16 protein-coding genes are annotated in these 16,615 nt (G+C 59.6%); 10 read left to right on the forward strand and 6 right to left on the reverse strand.

From position 1 onward, the window contains the following. Positions 1-156 precede the first annotated feature (156 nt). Positions 157-618 carry a chemotaxis protein CheX gene (locus BW950_RS06035; protein ID WP_076488388.1) on the forward strand — a complete coding sequence of 154 codons (462 nt, stop codon included), beginning with the start codon at positions 157-159 and terminating at the stop codon, positions 616-618. A 94-nt stretch (positions 619-712) separates the two neighbouring features. Then, positions 713-1,210 carry a MarR family winged helix-turn-helix transcriptional regulator gene (locus tag BW950_RS06040; protein ID WP_076488389.1) on the forward strand — a complete coding sequence of 166 codons (498 nt, stop codon included), beginning with the start codon at positions 713-715 and terminating at the stop codon, positions 1,208-1,210. Positions 1,211-1,277: 67 nt separating this feature from the next. Here BW950_RS06040 and gdhA read toward each other — a convergent pair whose 3' ends face one another. Both gdhA and serC read right to left on the reverse strand, forming a co-directional pair. Further along, a complete protein-coding gene (gdhA, locus tag BW950_RS06045) occupies positions 1,278-2,615 on the reverse strand; it encodes an NADP-specific glutamate dehydrogenase (protein ID WP_076488390.1) in 1,338 nt (445 codons plus the stop codon). A gap of 19 nt (positions 2,616-2,634) precedes the next feature. After that, positions 2,635-3,717, reverse strand: coding sequence for a 3-phosphoserine/phosphohydroxythreonine transaminase (serC, locus tag BW950_RS06050; RefSeq protein WP_076488391.1), 1,083 nt, complete (start codon positions 3,715-3,717; stop codon positions 2,635-2,637). 125 nt (positions 3,718-3,842) lie between these two features. On the opposite strand from serC, the gene BW950_RS06055 reads away from it, so the two are divergent. The 4 genes from BW950_RS06055 to BW950_RS06070 are packed head-to-tail and all read left to right on the forward strand — an operon-like array spanning position 3,843 to position 7,431. Continuing rightward, positions 3,843-4,112 (forward strand): hypothetical protein, encoded by a 270-nt coding sequence (locus BW950_RS06055; RefSeq protein WP_499697516.1) that lies wholly within the window; start codon positions 3,843-3,845, stop codon positions 4,110-4,112. After that, positions 4,105-5,412 carry an FAD-dependent oxidoreductase gene (locus BW950_RS06060; protein WP_076488393.1) on the forward strand — a complete coding sequence of 436 codons (1,308 nt, stop codon included), beginning with the start codon at positions 4,105-4,107 and terminating at the stop codon, positions 5,410-5,412. The genes BW950_RS06055 and BW950_RS06060 overlap by 8 nt, the downstream gene beginning before the upstream one ends. After that, the gene (locus BW950_RS06065) at positions 5,384-6,550 is read left to right on the forward strand and encodes a type III polyketide synthase (protein ID WP_083943781.1); all 1,167 of its coding nucleotides are present in this window, start codon (positions 5,384-5,386) and stop codon (positions 6,548-6,550) included. The genes BW950_RS06060 and BW950_RS06065 overlap by 29 nt, the downstream gene beginning before the upstream one ends. Continuing rightward, entirely contained in the window at positions 6,547-7,431 is an 885-nt protein-coding gene (locus tag BW950_RS06070) for a methyltransferase domain-containing protein (protein WP_076488394.1), read from the forward strand. Before BW950_RS06065 ends, BW950_RS06070 begins: the two co-directional genes overlap by 4 nt. On the opposite strand, the gene BW950_RS06075 is transcribed toward BW950_RS06070, so the two are convergent. After that, entirely contained in the window at positions 7,340-8,347 is a 1,008-nt protein-coding gene (locus BW950_RS06075; protein ID WP_143559142.1) for a tetratricopeptide repeat protein, read from the reverse strand. The two genes, BW950_RS06070 and BW950_RS06075, sit on opposite strands and share 92 nt — an antisense overlap. 42 nt (positions 8,348-8,389) lie before the next feature. Here BW950_RS06075 and BW950_RS06080 point away from each other — a divergent pair, with 42 nt between their 5' ends. Continuing rightward, on the forward strand, positions 8,390-9,508 hold the full coding sequence (locus BW950_RS06080; protein ID WP_143559143.1) for a class II aldolase/adducin family protein: 1,119 nt from the start codon (positions 8,390-8,392) through the stop codon (positions 9,506-9,508). Between the two features lie 83 nt (positions 9,509-9,591). Here the strand turns inward: BW950_RS06080 and BW950_RS06085 are convergent, their stop codons facing one another. After that, positions 9,592-10,899 carry a valine--pyruvate transaminase gene (locus BW950_RS06085; RefSeq protein WP_076488397.1) on the reverse strand — a complete coding sequence of 436 codons (1,308 nt, stop codon included), beginning with the start codon at positions 10,897-10,899 and terminating at the stop codon, positions 9,592-9,594. A 69-nt stretch (positions 10,900-10,968) separates the two neighbouring features. Between BW950_RS06085 and BW950_RS06090 the strand changes: the two genes are divergently transcribed. The 3 genes from BW950_RS06090 to radA are packed head-to-tail and all read left to right on the forward strand — an operon-like array spanning position 10,969 to position 14,162. Further along, positions 10,969-12,147 carry a phosphoglycerate dehydrogenase gene (locus BW950_RS06090; RefSeq protein WP_076488398.1) on the forward strand — a complete coding sequence of 393 codons (1,179 nt, stop codon included), beginning with the start codon at positions 10,969-10,971 and terminating at the stop codon, positions 12,145-12,147. Beyond that, positions 12,144-12,788 carry a peptidylprolyl isomerase gene (locus BW950_RS06095; protein WP_076488399.1) on the forward strand — a complete coding sequence of 215 codons (645 nt, stop codon included), beginning with the start codon at positions 12,144-12,146 and terminating at the stop codon, positions 12,786-12,788. Before BW950_RS06090 ends, BW950_RS06095 begins: the two co-directional genes overlap by 4 nt. Before the next feature lie 12 nt (positions 12,789-12,800). Next, positions 12,801-14,162 carry a DNA repair protein RadA gene (gene radA, locus BW950_RS06100; protein ID WP_076488400.1) on the forward strand — a complete coding sequence of 454 codons (1,362 nt, stop codon included), beginning with the start codon at positions 12,801-12,803 and terminating at the stop codon, positions 14,160-14,162. 66 nt (positions 14,163-14,228) lie between these two features. Here the strand turns inward: radA and BW950_RS06105 are convergent, their stop codons facing one another. Together BW950_RS06105 and BW950_RS06110 are read right to left on the reverse strand one after the other, a co-directional pair. Continuing rightward, positions 14,229-15,536, reverse strand: a complete 1,308-nt coding sequence (locus tag BW950_RS06105; protein ID WP_083943782.1) for a TraB/GumN family protein — start codon at positions 15,534-15,536, stop codon at positions 14,229-14,231. Then, positions 15,533-16,603 carry a DHH family phosphoesterase gene (locus BW950_RS06110; protein ID WP_083943783.1) on the reverse strand — a complete coding sequence of 357 codons (1,071 nt, stop codon included), beginning with the start codon at positions 16,601-16,603 and terminating at the stop codon, positions 15,533-15,535. The genes BW950_RS06105 and BW950_RS06110 overlap by 4 nt, the downstream gene beginning before the upstream one ends. Positions 16,604-16,615 lie beyond the last annotated feature (12 nt).

Raw genomic sequence — 16,615 nt, forward strand, 5'->3', positions numbered from 1 at the left:
CCCCTCGCGCCGGCACAGTGGGTTACAACAGTGAAGACAGCGTAACAGAACAGCGTGAAAAGCGTGATTTTCTTTGCACTTCCCGGGAGATCATGATATCGTAGTCCTGTAGATTTTAAACAGTTTTTGCCTCTCTGCGAGGCTGGAGGGTCATCGATGCGAGCTGAACACATAAATCCTTTTCTGAACGCAACGATCAATATGTTCCAGCAGATGTTCGGCCTCACCCCTGATGCCCTGGACCCCTACGTGCTGGAGCACAGTGCAAAGCACCGCTGGGAGATCTCGGGAATCCTGGGAATTACCGGCGAGGCCCGAGGGCTGATCGCCATCAGGTTTCATCGGGCCCTGACACTGAAACTTCTGCAGAAATCGGGTATCACCACCACCAATCCCGACGATGAAGACGAGATGATCAACAGCATGGTGGGGGAGCTGATCAATATCGTTGCGGGTAACGCTGTTTCGGCCATGAGCGGGCAATCGATCGATATTTCCCCGCCCATCATCGTACAGGGGGAAAACCACCGCCTCTCCTGGCCCAAGTCGGAACCCACAATCTGCATTCCCTTCCGCACGCCCACCGGGCCCTTTGTGGTAAACGTCTGCATAAAGTGACTCACCATCTCCTGGCGGCCCTCCCGAACACTCCCGGGGGGGTCTTGACAGGACCAATATTTCGCGTGCAAAATATTCACCTGCGTAAGAGCTTATGAAAGATAACGATCACCCATCCAAGTCCAATACCGACCCGTCCCTGGATACACCCACGGTGGTGCATTTGACCAAACGGCTCAGAAAGATAGCCCGGGGCTTCGACAAGCACTCCCGGTATCTCCAGGAACACCACCATATCACCGTTCCCCAGGTGATATGCCTCAAGGAAGTTGCCGAGCAGGACACCATCACCCTGAGCAAACTCACCAAAATCGTGGCACTCACAAATAGCACCGTCACAGGGATTGTGGACCGCCTGGAAAAGCAGGATTTGCTGCACCGGGTGCGGAGCAGCAGCGACCGCCGCCAGATCCACCTGTGCCTGACCGAAAAAGGAACGGCCTTTCTTCAGGAAATTCCCTCGGCTGTGCCAAGGCGGTTTATAGAGGGCATGCAGAGCTATACTCCTGCCGAGGTGGAACAGATTCTCTGGGCCGTGGACCAGATCGCCGACCTTCTGGATCCCGATAGCGCCTCCAGCCACGGGGAATAAAAAAGCCCCTCGGGAAAGATCCCGGGGGGCTTTGCACAAGCGACAGGCCTCCACAGGCGAGGCAGACTCAGATCACGCCCTGGTCCAGAATTGCATCGGCGACCTTCCGGAACCCGGCGATATTTGCACCGAGTTCAAAGTTGCCCGGTGCGTTGTACCGATCGGCTGCTTCAGCCGTGGCGCGATAGATATTCCGCATGATCTCCCGCAGGCGCTTGTCGACCTCGTCGAAACTCCAGCTCAGGTGCATGGCGTTCTGACTCATCTCGAGGCCGCTCGTGGCAACTCCTCCGGCGTTGGCAGCTTTACCCGGGCCGTAGAGCACACCCGCAGCGATCAGGTCACGGATCGCCTCGGTTGACGTGGGCATGTTGGCACCTTCGGCAACTACTTTGCACCCCTGCGAGATAAGCTTTCCGGCATCGTCCTTGTCAAGCTCGTTCTGGGTTGCACAGGGGAAGGCTGCATCGCAGGGCACACTCCAGGGACGTTGCCCGGGATAATACTCAACCCCGAACTCGTCGGCGTATTCCTTGATGCGACCCCGTTTTTCGTTCTTGAGTTCCATGACCCACTCCAGGCGTTCCCGACTGATCCCCTGGGGATCATAAATGAATCCGCCGGAATCGGAGAGGGTAACCGGTTTTGCTCCCAGATCAAGGAGTTTCTGAAGGGTGAACTGCGCCACATTGCCGCTTCCCGAAACGGCGCACGCCTTGCCCTCGATGGACTCTCCTGCACCCTGGAGCATCTCCTCGGCAAAGTACACTGCTCCGTAGCCGGTTGCCTCGGGTCGGACCAGCGAACCACCCCAGTCCAGCCGTTTCCCCGTGAGTGTTCCCGTGAACTCGTTACGCATCTTCCGGTACTGGCCAAAGAGATAGCCGATCTCCCGGGCTCCCACACCGATATCACCGGCAGGAATGTCTGTCTGGGGACCGATATAGCGGGAAAGCTCCGTCATGAAGGACTGGCAGAAGCGCATTACTTCGTTGTCGGTTTTCCCCTTGGGATCAAAGTCGCTTCCTCCCTTTCCCCCGCCCAGCTGCAACCCCGTGAGGCTGTTCTTGAAGATCTGCTCAAAGCTGAGAAACTTCATGATGCTCAGGTTCACCGTGGGATGAAAGCGCAGCCCGCCCTTGTAGGGGCCCAGGGCGCTGCAGAACTGCACCCGGAACCCCCGGTTCACCTGGACGTTGCCCGCATCGTCCACCCAGGGGACACGGAAGATGATGATGCGCTCCGGCTCGACCAGCCGCTCCAGAACGCCCCCCTCCTGATACTCCGGGTGATCGCCGAAAACCGGCGTGATCGAGTGCAGGACCGTCTCCAGAGCCTGAAGAAACTCCCGTTGCTCGGGATATCGTTGTTGCACATCGGCAAGTACTGATTCTACATAGGACATGATACCTCCCTGGGGAATGTCAGGCGTGGGCCTGGGCAAAGGAACTCATGAAGGATACCAGTTTGGAGACTCCTTCCTCGGGCATGGCGTTATAAATGGACGCCCGGATGCCCCCTACACTGCGATGCCCCTTGAGGCCGATCATCCCTGTTGCACCGGCTTCGGTTACAAAACGCTTCTCCAGATCTTCCGAGGGAAGACGGAAGACGACGTTCATGTCTGAACGATATCGGGGGTCAACGGGACAGCGGTAAAAGGAACCGGAGGTCTCTATGGCATCATAGAGGAGCGCGGCCTTCTTGCGGTTCCGCTCTGCCATGGCCCCCAGACCGCCCTGCCGCTGAAGCCATTCCAGCACCAGTTTGACCATATAGATGGAGAAGACCGGGGGAGTGTTGTAAAGAGAACCACTTTTTGCGTGGGTCCGGTAGTTCAGGTACGCCGGAAGCGAGTCCGGGGCACGCTCCAGGAGATCGTCCCGGATAATCACGATGGTTACCCCCGAGGGTCCCAGGTTTTTCTGGGCGCCTGCGTAGATAATTCCAAATTGATCCACCGACAGGGGGCGGCTCAGAATATCGCTGGACATATCGGCCACCAGGGGAGCCTCCGTCTGGGGGAATCGCTTCCACTGAACACCCTCAATCGTCTCGTTGGAGGTGATGTGCAGATACGAACTATTGGCACTGGACTGCACCGAGGCAGGATCCGGAAGGGTGGTGAAGGCAGAGTCGCCGCCGTCGTAAACCAGATGTACGGTACCGAGCTTTTTTGCATCGGCCAGGGCTTTTTTGGCCCAACTGCCCGTGAGAGTCATGTCACAGGATCCGCCCTGGGGCATCAGGTTCATGGGAACCATACCAAATTGCATGGACGCGCCGCCCCCCAGAAGCAGGACAGAATAGCCCGAAGGAACTCCCAGCAACTCCTTGATGAGATCGATCGTGGCGGTGTGAACCGCATCGTACTCTTTGCTGCGATGGCTGGTCTCTATGAGGGATAATCCTGATCCTTCATAGTCTACCAGATTTTTCTGCGCCTCCTGCAGAGCCTCCACCGGAAGTGTGGCGGGTCCCGCGTAAAAGTTGTACACCCGTGCCATAGTACTCTCCCTGTCAAAAATTTGGTGCATAGTTTAACGATATCGGCTGTGTTAATCCAGTGCGAATCCTGATCGAAAAAATCGAATCCCTAAATATCTGGTCCTCCCGGCCGATACCTAGGGGTATGAGAGGACCAATGATTACCCGGTTCCGGATCAAATCGAATCCGGAACGGAGCGAGTTCCTGGAAATCATCGGACGAACCCCGCAGGGTCTGCAGGTTCGTATTGTGCGGCACCACGAGGGATACGATACGGTCGACGAGAGCTTCATGGACCACGATCTCTTTGAAACCTGCCTCAAGACAGGATACCTCACCGAGATTGATGCTCCGAGGGAAGCCCCCGGGGAAGACCAGCCCCGGGAATCGGGGAGCGTCTCCTCGGTTGCCTGAAAAACTGCCTGATCATGACCGGGACAACTCCTCTTCCGGGGTGATCATCGCGGGCGCGGGACCCACGGGGCTGCTCCTGGGGAATCTTCTGGGAGCAGCAGGACGACGAGTGACGATCCTGGAAGCAGCACTCCGTCCCGGCCCGGTGGAGGAATCCCGTGCGATCGGGATTACCCCGCCCTCCCTGGAGATACTTGAGGAGGCCGGCCTCATTGAGGATTTTCTGGGATCAGGCCTCCCTATCCACCATGCTGTTGTTCACGGCACCCGCCGGTTCCTGGGAGCGCTTTCCTTCTCGGGTGTCCACCCACGCTTTCCTTTCATCCTGTCCCTGCCCCAACAGGTTACCTGCTCCCTGCTCAGGGAAGGGCTTCGACGGTATCCACAGGTTGAGTTTCAGCCGGGAAGACGGGTTCAAAGAATTACCCCGGCATCTCCGGGAATGACCGTTTCCTGCAGCGACGGATCTTCCTGGCGAAGCCGGTACATCCTGGGAGCTGACGGTCTGCGCAGCACCGTAGCAGAAGAGGCAGGAATCTCCAGACGGGTTCACCGTTATAGGCAATCCTTTTTTATGGCAGATTTCCCCGATGCGGGAGAGTTCGGCACCGATGCCCACCTCTGGTTTACACCCGGGGGAGCGGTTGAATCATTCCCGCTTCCCGGGGAAAAGCGCCGGTGGATCGTGCAGCTTCCCCCGGAGGAGGCTCATTTTGATCAAGTCAGCCCCGATCTGGAGGCTCTGGTTCTTGCAAGAACGGGTTTCGTTCTTGATCGGACGCAGCGTCTCTGGGAGAGCCCTTTTCATCCGGCCCGCACCGAGGCAGACCGTTTCTGGCAAGGCCCTATCTTTCTTGCCGGTGACGCCGCCCACACCATGAGTCCCATTGGCGGTCAGGGGATGAACACCGGCTTTGCCGATGCAGAGCTTCTGGCCGCTGTGGTGGAGCACCTCTTCCAGGACCAGCGGCAGGATGAGAAACCCGCTACGCCCGGCCGGTATCAGCGTGTTCGACGACGCGCCGGCCGATCGGCGGCCAATCGGGCGGCCCTGGGCATGGGCCTGGGAACACTGCGGGGGTATATCACCTCCCTGGCTAGGAATGCTCTTGTTGCCTTTCTGCTCTCTCCTCCCTTTCAGCGGTTCACGGCCCGGCACTTTGCCATGCGTACCATTCCCCGGGGTCGTCGGAGCAGCGCCCTCCGCCCCGGCCCGGGGCGCTTCGTTTTTTCTTGCCTTTCCCCGGTGACCAAGGTACTTTCATCGGGCCATGAAAGAAAAAAAAGCCCGGGGCGGTAACGCTCCCTTCCCGGCCTTCCCCTCCCCCCCGGGGGCTTCGGTCTGGCTTCAGGGTATCGCCACAGCGGTACCTGCTCACACCTATTCACAGAACGAGGCCCGGGAGTTCATGCGAAGAGTTCCCCATTTCACCCCAAAGGAACAACGTTTCCTGGACCGTTTGTACCAGGGAACGGGGATCGAACATCGCCATTCTGTCCTGGCCGATTTTGGCAAGAAGAGCGAGGAATACTCCTTTTTTTCCCGTGATCCATCGTTGCTCCCCGAACCCTCGCCGGCCCGGAGAAACGATCTTTTCATCGTGGAAGCGGAAAAGCTGACGGTCCAGGCGGTGTCACAGCTCTTTCAGGAACTGTCCTGGCTTGAGCCTTCCTCGGTTACCCACTTGATCACCGTGACGTGCACCGGTTTTTCTGCTCCCGGCTTTGATTACCAGGTCGTGCAAGCCCTGAATCTCCCCCCGAATATCCTGCGCCATAACATCGCCTTTATGGGGTGTTACGCTGCCTTTCCTGCGCTCCGAATGGCCCACACCATCTGTTCTGCCCATCCCAAAGCCCGGGTGCTGATCGTGGATGTGGAGCTCTGCTCACTTCATGTTCAGTTCAAACCGGATCCCGACACCCTGGTGGCAAATGCACTATTTGCCGACGGTGCGGCAGCAGCCCTGGTCTCGGGAGATCTTTCCGGGGACGCTTCCCCGCTGTTCCGGATGGATTCCTTTGCTTCGAGGATTCTCCCCGACAGCACCGGGGCCATGTCCTGGCGCCTGGGGGAGAAGGCCTTCGACATGACTCTCTCGGCCTACGTTCCAAAGCTGATACGGGAGAACCTGAACAGCCTTCTCGAGGAGTCTCTGGCAGAAAGCGGTCTCTCGCTCCGGGATATCGCCCTGTGGGCGATCCATCCCGGGGGAAAAGCGATCCTCGATAAAGCCCGGGAAGCCCTGGGGCTGGATGACACGGATCTTGAAGACTCCTGGGAGATTCTGCGAAACTACGGCAACATGAGCTCCGCCACAATTTTCTTTGTCCTGCGCCGCATGGCAGAACGCGCCCGCACCGGGCCTGTCTTTGCCGCAGCCTTTGGCCCCGGGCTTACCATCGAGACAGCCTGCCTGGAAAAGGTTGCCCCGTGAAACACGCCCTGAAGTGGTATCCGGCCCAAAGAAGCCAGGAACAGGAGCTCATGGACGATACCTTGAGCGATCCGACGCTCCTCGGCCGAACCCTGAACCAGTTTTCCCTGATAAACCTTCTCTTCTCCCGCATGAGAGGCCTGGTGCGACAATTCATTCTGGACGACATCATTGCCAGTGGACCGCACAGAGAGGGAACTCCGATCTCGGTTCTTGATGTGGGAGCCGGGGCCTGCGATATCCCCCTGTGGCTTCTGGCAGAGGCCCGAAAGAAGGGCCTCCATCTGGAGATCACCTGCCTCGACCACGACCCCCGGGTGGCAGACTACGCACGGCGGAGGACCGCCCGGGAGCCAGCGATCACCATCCAGGAGGGGTCAGCCCTGGAGATCAGCCAGCCCTTTGATTACATCATGGCAAACCATCTGCTCCACCATCTGACGGAGACCGACATTGCCCTGTTTCTGGATCGCTCCTACCAGGCTTGTCGCAGGCGGTTGCTCCTGAACGATCTCCTGCGGTCCTACTGGTCCCTGGCGGGGTTTTCTCTCTTTGGAGCGCTCTTTCTGCACCGGAGCTTTGCCCGTGCCGACGGAACTCTCTCCATACGGAGGGGCTTCCGTCCCGACGAGTTGAAGCAGCTACTGGACCACAGCCCCTGGAGATCAGCCAGCACCGGCCAGGGGACCCCTCACCCCCTCACCCTGCTGGGAAGGCGTATCCCCGGCAGGGTTTTCCTGGTAGCCGACAGGCGCTCCTGCGGGGGACCATCCCCTATTCCCAGGACGACTATTCCCAGGACGACAACCGTTCCCGGGCAACGGCAAGATCCATGCGCTGACGAACGCGGGGACTCTCCACAGCCGAGAGTTCCCCGATAACCCAGCGAATTATCTCCAGGGCTTCCTCGCGGTCGTTCTGCTCCTTCAGGGAAACAATACCTTCGTAGGCCAGACCCCGTTCCAGCACCGTCTCGGCTGTTCGATACGCCTCGGCCATGCGGTTCTGGCGGCGTTCGCGTTTTCGCACGCTGTTGTTTCTTGTCCATAGCGAGGTGGCCAGGTCGATGTAATGATCGAAATACCGTACCGGCACCAGCCCCGCAGCCCGCTGCTCCTCGTAGAGATCGATGGCACGACGTCCCAGGGAAACCGCCCCATCGTTACTGCCAAAGGAGATGGGCCACCCCGGCAGCTCCCGGTAGACCTGACCCAGCACGTAATAGCCCTCGGCCAGTTCAGGATCCCGTTCCAGGGCATCCACCAGATAATCGCGCACCGTGGAGGCCTGGAAGAGGGAATTAAAGATGCCCCGCAGCTGGGCACGACGCCCGGCCGTGGCGGCCAGCCAGAAATGAGTCTGGGCATGGTCGGGAAAAAACTCCGCCGCCATCTCGGCGTAGCTATGGGCCTCGTCGTACAACGCAGAGGCCTCATCTTTCTCCATGGTCTCCTGCCAGAGCGAGAGATCAGCCACGGCTACAAGAGAGCGGGCCTTGCGCCAGAGGATCTCGCCCCGCTGAGGCCCCTCCCAGACACGGGAGAGCTGGTCCTCCAGGAGAGCAGCCACTACCTCGTTATCGTCCACGTAGTGATAGGCATCGATCCGCTCCAGGGCTTCACCGAACTCACCTTCCCACTCTACGGTGAGGGCAGGTACGACGAGGAGGGGGGCTGCCAGAAAAAGAATCGCCCACAAAAACCGCACCATCTGTTTTTCCCGCGTCCATTTTGCCCGGTGCCCTGAAATTTCCCCGGCGCAGGGAGAGATTTGAAAAAAGAGTCCTTCTTTTGTCATATTTTCTTTCCAATTCGGGTCTTTCTCGTTACTTTCTTGCCTATGAATAACCATGACATTGAGGAGATTGTACAGCTTTCGCGGGAAATCGGACAGAGCCCCCGTGGAGCAGGCAGCACACGAGGAATTGTCTCAATCAAAGACGAAAAAACACTGGCTCTGAGCGAACCGGGTCACGTTCTGACTGATCTTGGTCCGGAGCACTTTCGCCGACTTGATCGCGCCCACCTTGATTCGATTGCACCTCCCCGGAATCCCCCCATACTCGAAGACCTCATAGCAGAAACGGAAACTCTGATGCACGCGCTGTTTCCCCGGCGAATCGTTTTTCATACCCACCCCACGGAACTGAACGGCCTCACCTGCTCCAGAGAGGGGGCCGCAGCAGCCCGGGAACTCTTCGGGGATCGGGCGCTGTGGATACCCACGGTAAACCCGGGATACATTCTGGCCCGCACAATCTACGACCTGGTTGAGCAGTGGCGTGCCGATCATGACGGAGCGTACCCTTCCCTGCTGATCATGCAGAATCATGGCCTGGTGGTAACAGGGGATACGGCAGATGATATCAGGAACGCGCACCGGGAGGTAACAGAGGCCCTGGAGAGGGCGATCACGATTCGCCCCGATACCAGGGAGGGTGAAACGGACCCTTTCTTTCTGGAAGACCTTCGAGACTACGCCGCCCATGCAGTAGCAGAGTATCGGGCCGCCCACGGAGATTCGCTGAATCCGCCTGAGACCATAACCTTCACTTCACCGGAGCTGATCTCCCGGGCAACCAGCCCCGAGACCTTTGCCCCACTGACGGGGGCCCTCACCCCGGATCACATCGTCTACAGCGGCCACCGGCCCTGCTACATCTCCCCCGTCTCCCGGGAGGCCCTGCGGGCGGAGGTTCACAGCGAAATTCTGGAGTTTTGCTATGCCCAGGACGCCACCCCCAGGATCGTCGTTGCGGGTGATCTGGGAGCAGTCGCCCTGGGGGACACCGAGAAAAAGGCCCGCCTTGCCATGGAACTCTTCCTGGACGCCCTGAAGGTGACTCGTCTTGCCGAAAACTTCGGCGGTGTCCAGGCGATGCCCGACGATCAGGTGGAGTTCATTCGCACCTGGGAAGTGGAGCAGTTCCGCGAAGCCGTGAGCACTGCCGGGAACTGATACATCGGGCACCTGATCGGCCGAACAACAAAGCGACCTCTCCCGGCAGGGCATTCCTCGCCGGGACGGTCTTCGTCCGGAGGTCACCCGTATGCGCGAAGGACCTCGTCGGCGATAATCTTGAGCCCCTCTTCCACCACGGCCGGATCCTGGCCGTAATTGATCCGGAGACACTCTCGGGAGTGGGGCCACTCGGCCAGGTCAGGGTCTCCAAAAAAGAAGTATTCTCCCGGAACCACCAGAACACCCCGTTTCTTGAGTCTTTCGTAGAGCTCCCGCGATGAAATGGGAAGCCCCTCCATCCAGAGCCAGACAAAGAGCGATCCTTCGGTACGATGTACCGACCAGGGAAGATTATCGGGAAAGACCTGGGCAAAAACCCGGTGAGCATGCTCGGCCCGCTCCCGGTAAAAGGGCATGATTGTCTTCCGGGCCACCTCCAGGAGGCTTCCATCCCGGAGAAGCGGCTCCACCAGATACTGTCCCACCGTTGTGTTGGCAAGGCTCAAGACCGCGTTGGCCCTGCTCAGGGCCGAGACGATCTCGGGACGGGCCACCATAATACCCGTCCGTGTGCCCGGAAGCCCGATCTTGGAGAGGCTCATTCCCAGAACGATATTTTCGTTCCACAGGGGTTGGGCGGAACCATCGATCACATCGTCAAAAATAATGTGCGGGAAAGGAATACCGTAGGCGTTATCCACAATCAGGGGCACCTGGTAGCGTCGGGCCAGCTCGTCAAGAGTGGTCATCTCCTGATCGGTCAGGACGTTTCCCGAAGGATTCGTGGGCCGGGAAACACAGATGGCGCAGATTCGCTCCCCCCCGGAGGCCGATGCGGCAAGACGTTCCTCAAGGGCCGTGAAATCCACGTGGTACTTGTGGAGGTGATCTCCCAGCCGTTCAATCAGCGGGCGGCAGGCAATAAAGTTATCGGGGCTCATGGTCTGATCGGCGTAGCCAATATATTCGGGCATCAGGGGGAAGAGTATCCGCCCCGGCCGGGAATCATCGCTCCTGCCATAGGCCCCGGTGAGCATATTGAAGAGAAGATAGAAGGCGGTCTGACTCCCGTTGGTGATGGCCACGTTCTCGGGACCAAGGGACCACCCGAACTCCCGGTTCAGAAGCTCCGTGAGGGCGCGGATAAACGAGGGTTGTCCCTGGGGCGTATCGTAATTGGCCAGCATACGCTCCATCTTTCCCTCTTCGGCCAGGATCTCCGTTAGCTGACGCCTCCAAAGATCGTTCACAGGGGAGATATGAGCGGGGTTTCCTCCGCCCAGCATGAGCATGGGAACACCCCCGGCGAGGGCTTTCCCCATATCATCCATAAGGTCCATAATTCCCGTGGGGCCGCCAAAGATCGCGCCAAAATCAGAAAAACGCATGGCCGGGATTATATAGATTCATCAAGACCGTTGAAACAGGGTGCCCACACCGTGTAGCATTCGTGCATTATGGCACGTATTCAAACCTTCAACAAAATCGCCGCCGAGGGCATCGCCCTTCTGGAAGCTCGGGGTCACCAGGTTGGTCCCGATGTACACGATCCCGATGGTATTCTGGTGCGGAGCGCCAAGCTCCAGGACATCACCTTCGGGCCTTCCCTGCGCGGTATCGCCCGCGCCGGTGCAGGTGTCAACAACGTTCCAGTATCCCGCTGTACCGAAGAGGGTGTGGTGGTCTTTAACACCCCCGGATCCAACGCTAACAGTGTGAAAGAGCTGGTGGTAGCGGGGCTCATGCTCTCGTCGCGCAAGATTATTGAAGGGTGCCAGTGGGTGCAAACCCTGGACCCGGCCAAAGTGGACGTGGGCAAAGAGGTCGAGGCGGGAAAGAGCGCCTTCGGAGGCCCCGAGATCGCAGGAAAACGACTCGGTGTGATCGGCCTGGGAGCGATCGGTGTTATGGTAGCCAACGCAGGAATCTCCCTGGGCATGGAGGTGGCAGGATACGATCCCTACCTTTCGGTGAACTCGGCCTGGGGACTCTCCCGTTCGGTTCTGCGTGCTACCAGTCTGGAGGCTCTTCTGGCCGACTGCGACTATATCTCCATCCACGTTCCCCTGAACGACGAAACCCGGGGAGTCATCAACGCCGACCGTCTGAACAAAACAAAAAAGGGCGCCCGGTTTTTGAACTTCTCCCGCGATGCCCTGGTGGACGACCAGGCCATGGTGAAGGCCTTGAAGGACGGCACAATATCAACCTACGTGACTGACTTTCCCACGGCCGCGCTCCTGGGGAACCCCGGCGTAATCGCCATCCCTCATCTGGGAGCATCTACACCCGAGGCCGAGACCAACTCCGCCATCATGGCGGCCCAGCAACTGGCTGATTTCCTGGAACAGGGAAACATCAAGCACTCCGTAAACTTCCCCGAATGCATAATGGACGGCAACGGCGGAGACCGGATTATCCTGGCCAACAAAAACGTTCCCAACATGGTAAGCCGCATCACCACTATCCTGGCCGAAGCAGAGCTGAACATCTCGGACATGCTCAACCGTCACCGCGATGATCTGGCCTACAACATCATCGACGTGGACCAGACGATCTCGGCGGCCACAGTGGAAAAACTTCAGGCCATCGATGGCGTTGTCATGGCACGGGTGGTACCGGGAGGAGCCGGGTGAGGCCACGCATCACTGTCCCGGCGTGGCTCCTGGCGGGAACGCTCCTTCTGATCTGGCCGATCTGGCCGGGAGTGCACGAGGTTTCGGCGGAAGAGCCCCTTCCGCCGGGCCTCTACGCCCGAATGGAGACCACCCGGGGAGAGATCCTCCTCGAGCTGGAACAGGATCGCACCCCCCTGACGGTAATGAACTTTGTGGGCCTTGCCGAGGGAACCATCTCCCACTCCCGGGATGGAGGGGGGCGTTTTTTCGACGGCCTCACCTTTCACCGGGTGATCCAGGATTTCATGATCCAGGGGGGAGACCCCACCGGCACGGGCCGGGGAGGTCCGGGCTACCGCTTTCCCGACGAGTTCCACCGGGAACTGCGTCACGACGGCCCGGGGGTTCTCTCCATGGCCAACGCCGGACCGGGAACAAACGGCAGTCAGTTCTTTATTACCCATGTGGCAACCCCCTGGCTGGACAACCGCCACAGCGTCTTCGGACGGGTTCTTCGGGGCCAGGCCGTGGTTGATTCCATCCGCCAGGGAGACCGGATTCAGCGCGTAGAGATTCTGCGCCGGGGAGCTGCGGCCGAGGCGTTTCAGGTAACCCAGGAGATCTTCGACCAGGCCCTGCGCCGGGCCGGCGGCTCCTGAGCCGGAACTTCCGTGGCAAAACGAAAGTCCCTCCAGGTCTGCAGTTCCTGCGGCCATCAGGAATCGAAGTGGCTGGGCCAATGCCCCGCCTGCGGCGAGTGGAACACCCTGGAGGAACGCCTCCCCGAGCCGGAACGGCCGGGACACTTCCTGCAGGACCTCGCCACGCCCCAGCAAAGTGCGCTCCTTTCCCAGGTGGCGGCCCCTGCCAGCGCCCGCCTCTCCACGGGGATCGGGGAGCTTGATCGGGCCCTGGGAGGCGGCCTCATGGAGGGGTCCACGGTTCTGATCGGGGGCGAGCCGGGGATCGGAAAGTCCACGCTCCTTCTCCAGGCGGCAGCATCGGTCCAGGCAGGACCTGTCCTTTACGTGAGCGGCGAGGAGAGTCCTGCCCAGATTCGCCAGCGGGCAGACCGCCTGGGAATCTCCCAGGCCCCACTTCATCTGCTTTGCAGCGCCCATATGGGAACAATCCAGGAGGAGCTGAAACGGCTCGACCCCAGGCTGGTTATCGTTGACAGCGTCCAGACCATGATCGTCCCCGAGGCGGGGGCCGTTCCCGGAACGATCAACCAGATAAAAACCGTAACTCATGAGCTTGCCGAGTGGAGCCGCCTTCGGGGTGCCCAGGTGATCCTTGTTGCCCACGTAACCAAGGAGGGGCAAATTGCCGGACCCAAGGTAGTTGAACATCTGGTAGATGCCGTTCTCCTCTTTGAACAGTCCGGCAGCGACCTGCGCTTTCTCCGGGCCACCAAAAACCGTTTCGGTGCAATCGAGGAAGTAGGAATCTTTACCATGGAGCAAACGGGGCTGGTAGAGCTGACAGATCCCGGCCGGATTTTCCTGGGCACAGACCGTACCAGCCCGCCCCCAGGGGTTGTAGCTGCCCCCTGCTACGAGGGATCCCGCGTTCTGGTGGTAGAAATCCAGGCCCTCACCGTCCCCGCCAAGGGAGCGGTATCCCGCACCTTTTCGGACCGGATCGATAACCGTCGGGTATCCCGGGTCGCGGCAGTGCTGGAGAAACATCTGGGGGTAACCTTCTCGGATCAGGATATCTACATTAACGTGGCTGGAGGGATCAGGATTCAGGATGTAGCGATCGATCTGCCACTGGCTGTGGCACTCTTCTCGGCCCGCCAGGGCAAGGAACTCCCCTCGGGAGTCCTGGCCACGGGAGAACTCTCGCTGGCAGGAGAGGTGCGGCCCGTTTCACACCGGGCTCAACGCATCAAAGCGGCCGAGGAGATGGGCTTTTCGCGTCTTATCGGACCACCTGGCGCAGCGGGATCGACGACAAGCCAGATCCACTGGATGGAGGCACCCCGGATCGCCCAGGCAATCCGCCAGGCCTTTACGGCGAACCCCTGACGGTTCACCGGGCCAGCGCAAAAGCACCCGACCCGGAAACCACCTGACCCGAAAAGCAGCTGAAAATCAACCAAAAAGCAGGGGAAGGGCGATAAAGGTCCCAATGGAGCTTCCCACGCTGGAGAGCAGGAAGACCAGAAGAATGCGGGTGAGCCTGTTCCGGTAGAAGCCCCGTACAGAGACGATATCGTCGTTGAGACGCTCAAAATCGGCTACCCGGGGTTTCCGAAGGAAGGCCTCCACCAGCCCCGTGACAAGGCCCACCCCCACGGTGGGATTCATGGAGGTGATCGGTGCTGCCGCGAAGGCCAGAAGAATTGTCAGCGGATGCGCCAGGGCTGCCGCCGCGCCCACGGCAGAGAGGGTGCCGTTTACCAGAATCCAGCGGCCCAGGGATTGCAGCCCCCCCTCAAGACCGCCCCGAAAAAAACCCCACAGGATCAGCGACCCCACCACGGCGGGCACCGCGTAGGGAAGTGCCCGGCGGAAGGCCCCCGGCGGGGGGATCTCCTCAAGCTCGGCCTTGTTCACCTGAACTGTTCCGGCCCGAAGTTGCTCCAGAGTCCGGGCAATTCCCGGAACATGACCGGCCCCCACCACGGCAAGAACGCGACGCCCCGGCGCATCATAGATGCTCCGGGCCAGATAGCGGTCCCGCTCATCGATCAGGACTTCCTTTACCTGGGGCAGGTAATCGGAAAGCTCCTGGAGCATGCTTTCCAGCTCGTTTTGCTCCCGCAGCTTGGCCAGGTCCTCCTCGCTTACCTTTTCCCGGGAAAAGGCAGCGGCGATCATGCTGGCCAGAAGTTTGTTTCTGCCCCAAAACCCTGTTTTTGCCCAGGCCCGGCGGAGTGTGGCCGTGACAGGGCGGTCACCGAAGGTGCTGCCAATTCCTTCGGCCGAGGAAGCCTTCACGGCGGCGATCATTTCCTCTCCGGGGGTAACCCCCGTACCGGCGCCCATGCGCCGCTGAAAGGAGGCAAGAACCAGATTGCTCAAAAGCAGAAAAGCCTGGCCTGTGCGAAGAATCTGGAAGATATCCAGCTGGGACCAGTCCCGTTTTTGTGTGACCGACTGGTAGCGCTGGTGGTCGATTTCCACCACCACGTGATCGATCCCGACCTGGCGGATCGTCTCTTCCACGGCCACCACGCTGTCCCGGGAGATATGAGCCGTACCCAGAAGCCAATACTCCCGGGCATCCTCATGGTCGCTCTCCCGAAGAACAACAATCCCGTAGCGGGAGGGGTCGAAAGCAGGAGTTGAAGCAGGCACCTCGCTGGAGGATATCTCACTGGAGGGTATCTCGGTTGCACCGTTGGCAGAATCGTTCACGTGGATAGGTTCCTTTTTTTGCATCGGATCTGTTTTCATGGAGTTTTTTTCCGGGACGTCTCTTTCCGGGAGATATCCTCGGGGGAGGCCTCTTTCGAGGGAGAATCGTCCCCGGAGGGGCTCTCTTCTTCAGCGGAATCCCCCTCGATTGCCGCAATGAAGCGCTTCCGCAGCCCCTCATCGCCAGGGTAGAGATCCAGGGGGATCGCCCCGCCGCCCATATGCATATGACCACCACCGGAGCCGATCCCATCAAGGGCCAGGTGAATCACCACATCGCAGGGGAGTTGATGGTTCTCGCTCCGCACCGAGAGGCGGTGAACATCGCGATCACCGCTTACCACAACCACAAAATGAATTTCCCGAAGGCCCAGGAAAAAATCGGCCACCAGGGCCATCACCTCGGGAGAATAATTACCAGGCAACGCAATGAACGCAAAATCCCGGGCCACAATGCACCCGTCTATGGCCTGCCGGAACGCCGCGAGATCGCTCAGGGAGAGGGAGTTCTTCAGGAGTCTCGCCGCCAGCCGCCAGTCACCCTGACGAAAAAGTACATTAAAAGCGTCCAGGTCCATCTCGGAAACGCCCCGGGTCATGAAGGCTGTATCCATCATGATCCCCAGAAGCAGCGCCGTGGCCACCCTGTTGCTCATGGGTACCGCGACATCACGGTAATACTCAAAGAGGATGGTGGAACAGGCCCCATAACCGCTTCGGATATCGGCGTGGAGCACTTCAGGAGGCCAGGGTGGCGGATGGTGATCTATCACCGCCGTGAGTGTGCCGGGAACTCCCGCCATATTGGAGTTTCCCGCGAAACCGTCCACCACAATGATCTGGGAATCCTCGGGAATCTCCGATTCGCCGATTGATACGATGGATATCTCCAGCTCCCTGATCGCATCGTGCAGGGACTGGCTTTGAAGCGTCCCCCCGTAACAGAGGCGCACCGTAAAGCGGTGCCGCTCCAGAAGCTCGGCCAGGGCGAAGGCCGTGGCAACAGCGTCATGATCGGGGAAATCATGGGCCTGGACCACCACAGGGCGATCCCGGTCCAGGACCTGCAGAAGCGCCTTCAGTCCCCCGGCCTTCACATCCTCCATGACACCACGCCC

This window comes from Alkalispirochaeta americana (assembly GCF_900156105.1).
Taxonomy (GTDB): Bacteria; Spirochaetota; Spirochaetia; order DSM-27196; family Alkalispirochaetaceae; genus Alkalispirochaeta; species Alkalispirochaeta americana.

Coding starts and splice junctions, on each gene's coding strand:
- BW950_RS06035 (WP_076488388.1), top strand. CDS start 157: ATGCGAGCTGAACACATAAATCCTTTTCTGAACGCAACGATCAATATG.
- BW950_RS06040 (WP_076488389.1), top strand. CDS start 713: ATGAAAGATAACGATCACCCATCCAAGTCCAATACCGACCCGTCCCTG.
- gdhA (WP_076488390.1), bottom strand. CDS start 2,615: ATGTCCTATGTAGAATCAGTACTTGCCGATGTGCAACAACGATATCCC.
- serC (WP_076488391.1), bottom strand. CDS start 3,717: ATGGCACGGGTGTACAACTTTTACGCGGGACCCGCCACACTTCCGGTG.
- BW950_RS06055 (WP_499697516.1), top strand. CDS start 3,843: ATGAGAGGACCAATGATTACCCGGTTCCGGATCAAATCGAATCCGGAA.
- BW950_RS06065 (WP_083943781.1), top strand. CDS start 5,384: ATGAAAGAAAAAAAAGCCCGGGGCGGTAACGCTCCCTTCCCGGCCTTC.
- BW950_RS06075 (WP_143559142.1), bottom strand. CDS start 8,347: ATGACAAAAGAAGGACTCTTTTTTCAAATCTCTCCCTGCGCCGGGGAA.
- BW950_RS06080 (WP_143559143.1), top strand. CDS start 8,390: ATGAATAACCATGACATTGAGGAGATTGTACAGCTTTCGCGGGAAATC.
- BW950_RS06085 (WP_076488397.1), bottom strand. CDS start 10,899: ATGCGTTTTTCTGATTTTGGCGCGATCTTTGGCGGCCCCACGGGAATT.
- BW950_RS06090 (WP_076488398.1), top strand. CDS start 10,969: ATGGCACGTATTCAAACCTTCAACAAAATCGCCGCCGAGGGCATCGCC.
- BW950_RS06105 (WP_083943782.1), bottom strand. CDS start 15,536: ATGAAAACAGATCCGATGCAAAAAAAGGAACCTATCCACGTGAACGAT.
- BW950_RS06110 (WP_083943783.1), bottom strand. CDS start 16,603: ATGGAGGATGTGAAGGCCGGGGGACTGAAGGCGCTTCTGCAGGTCCTG.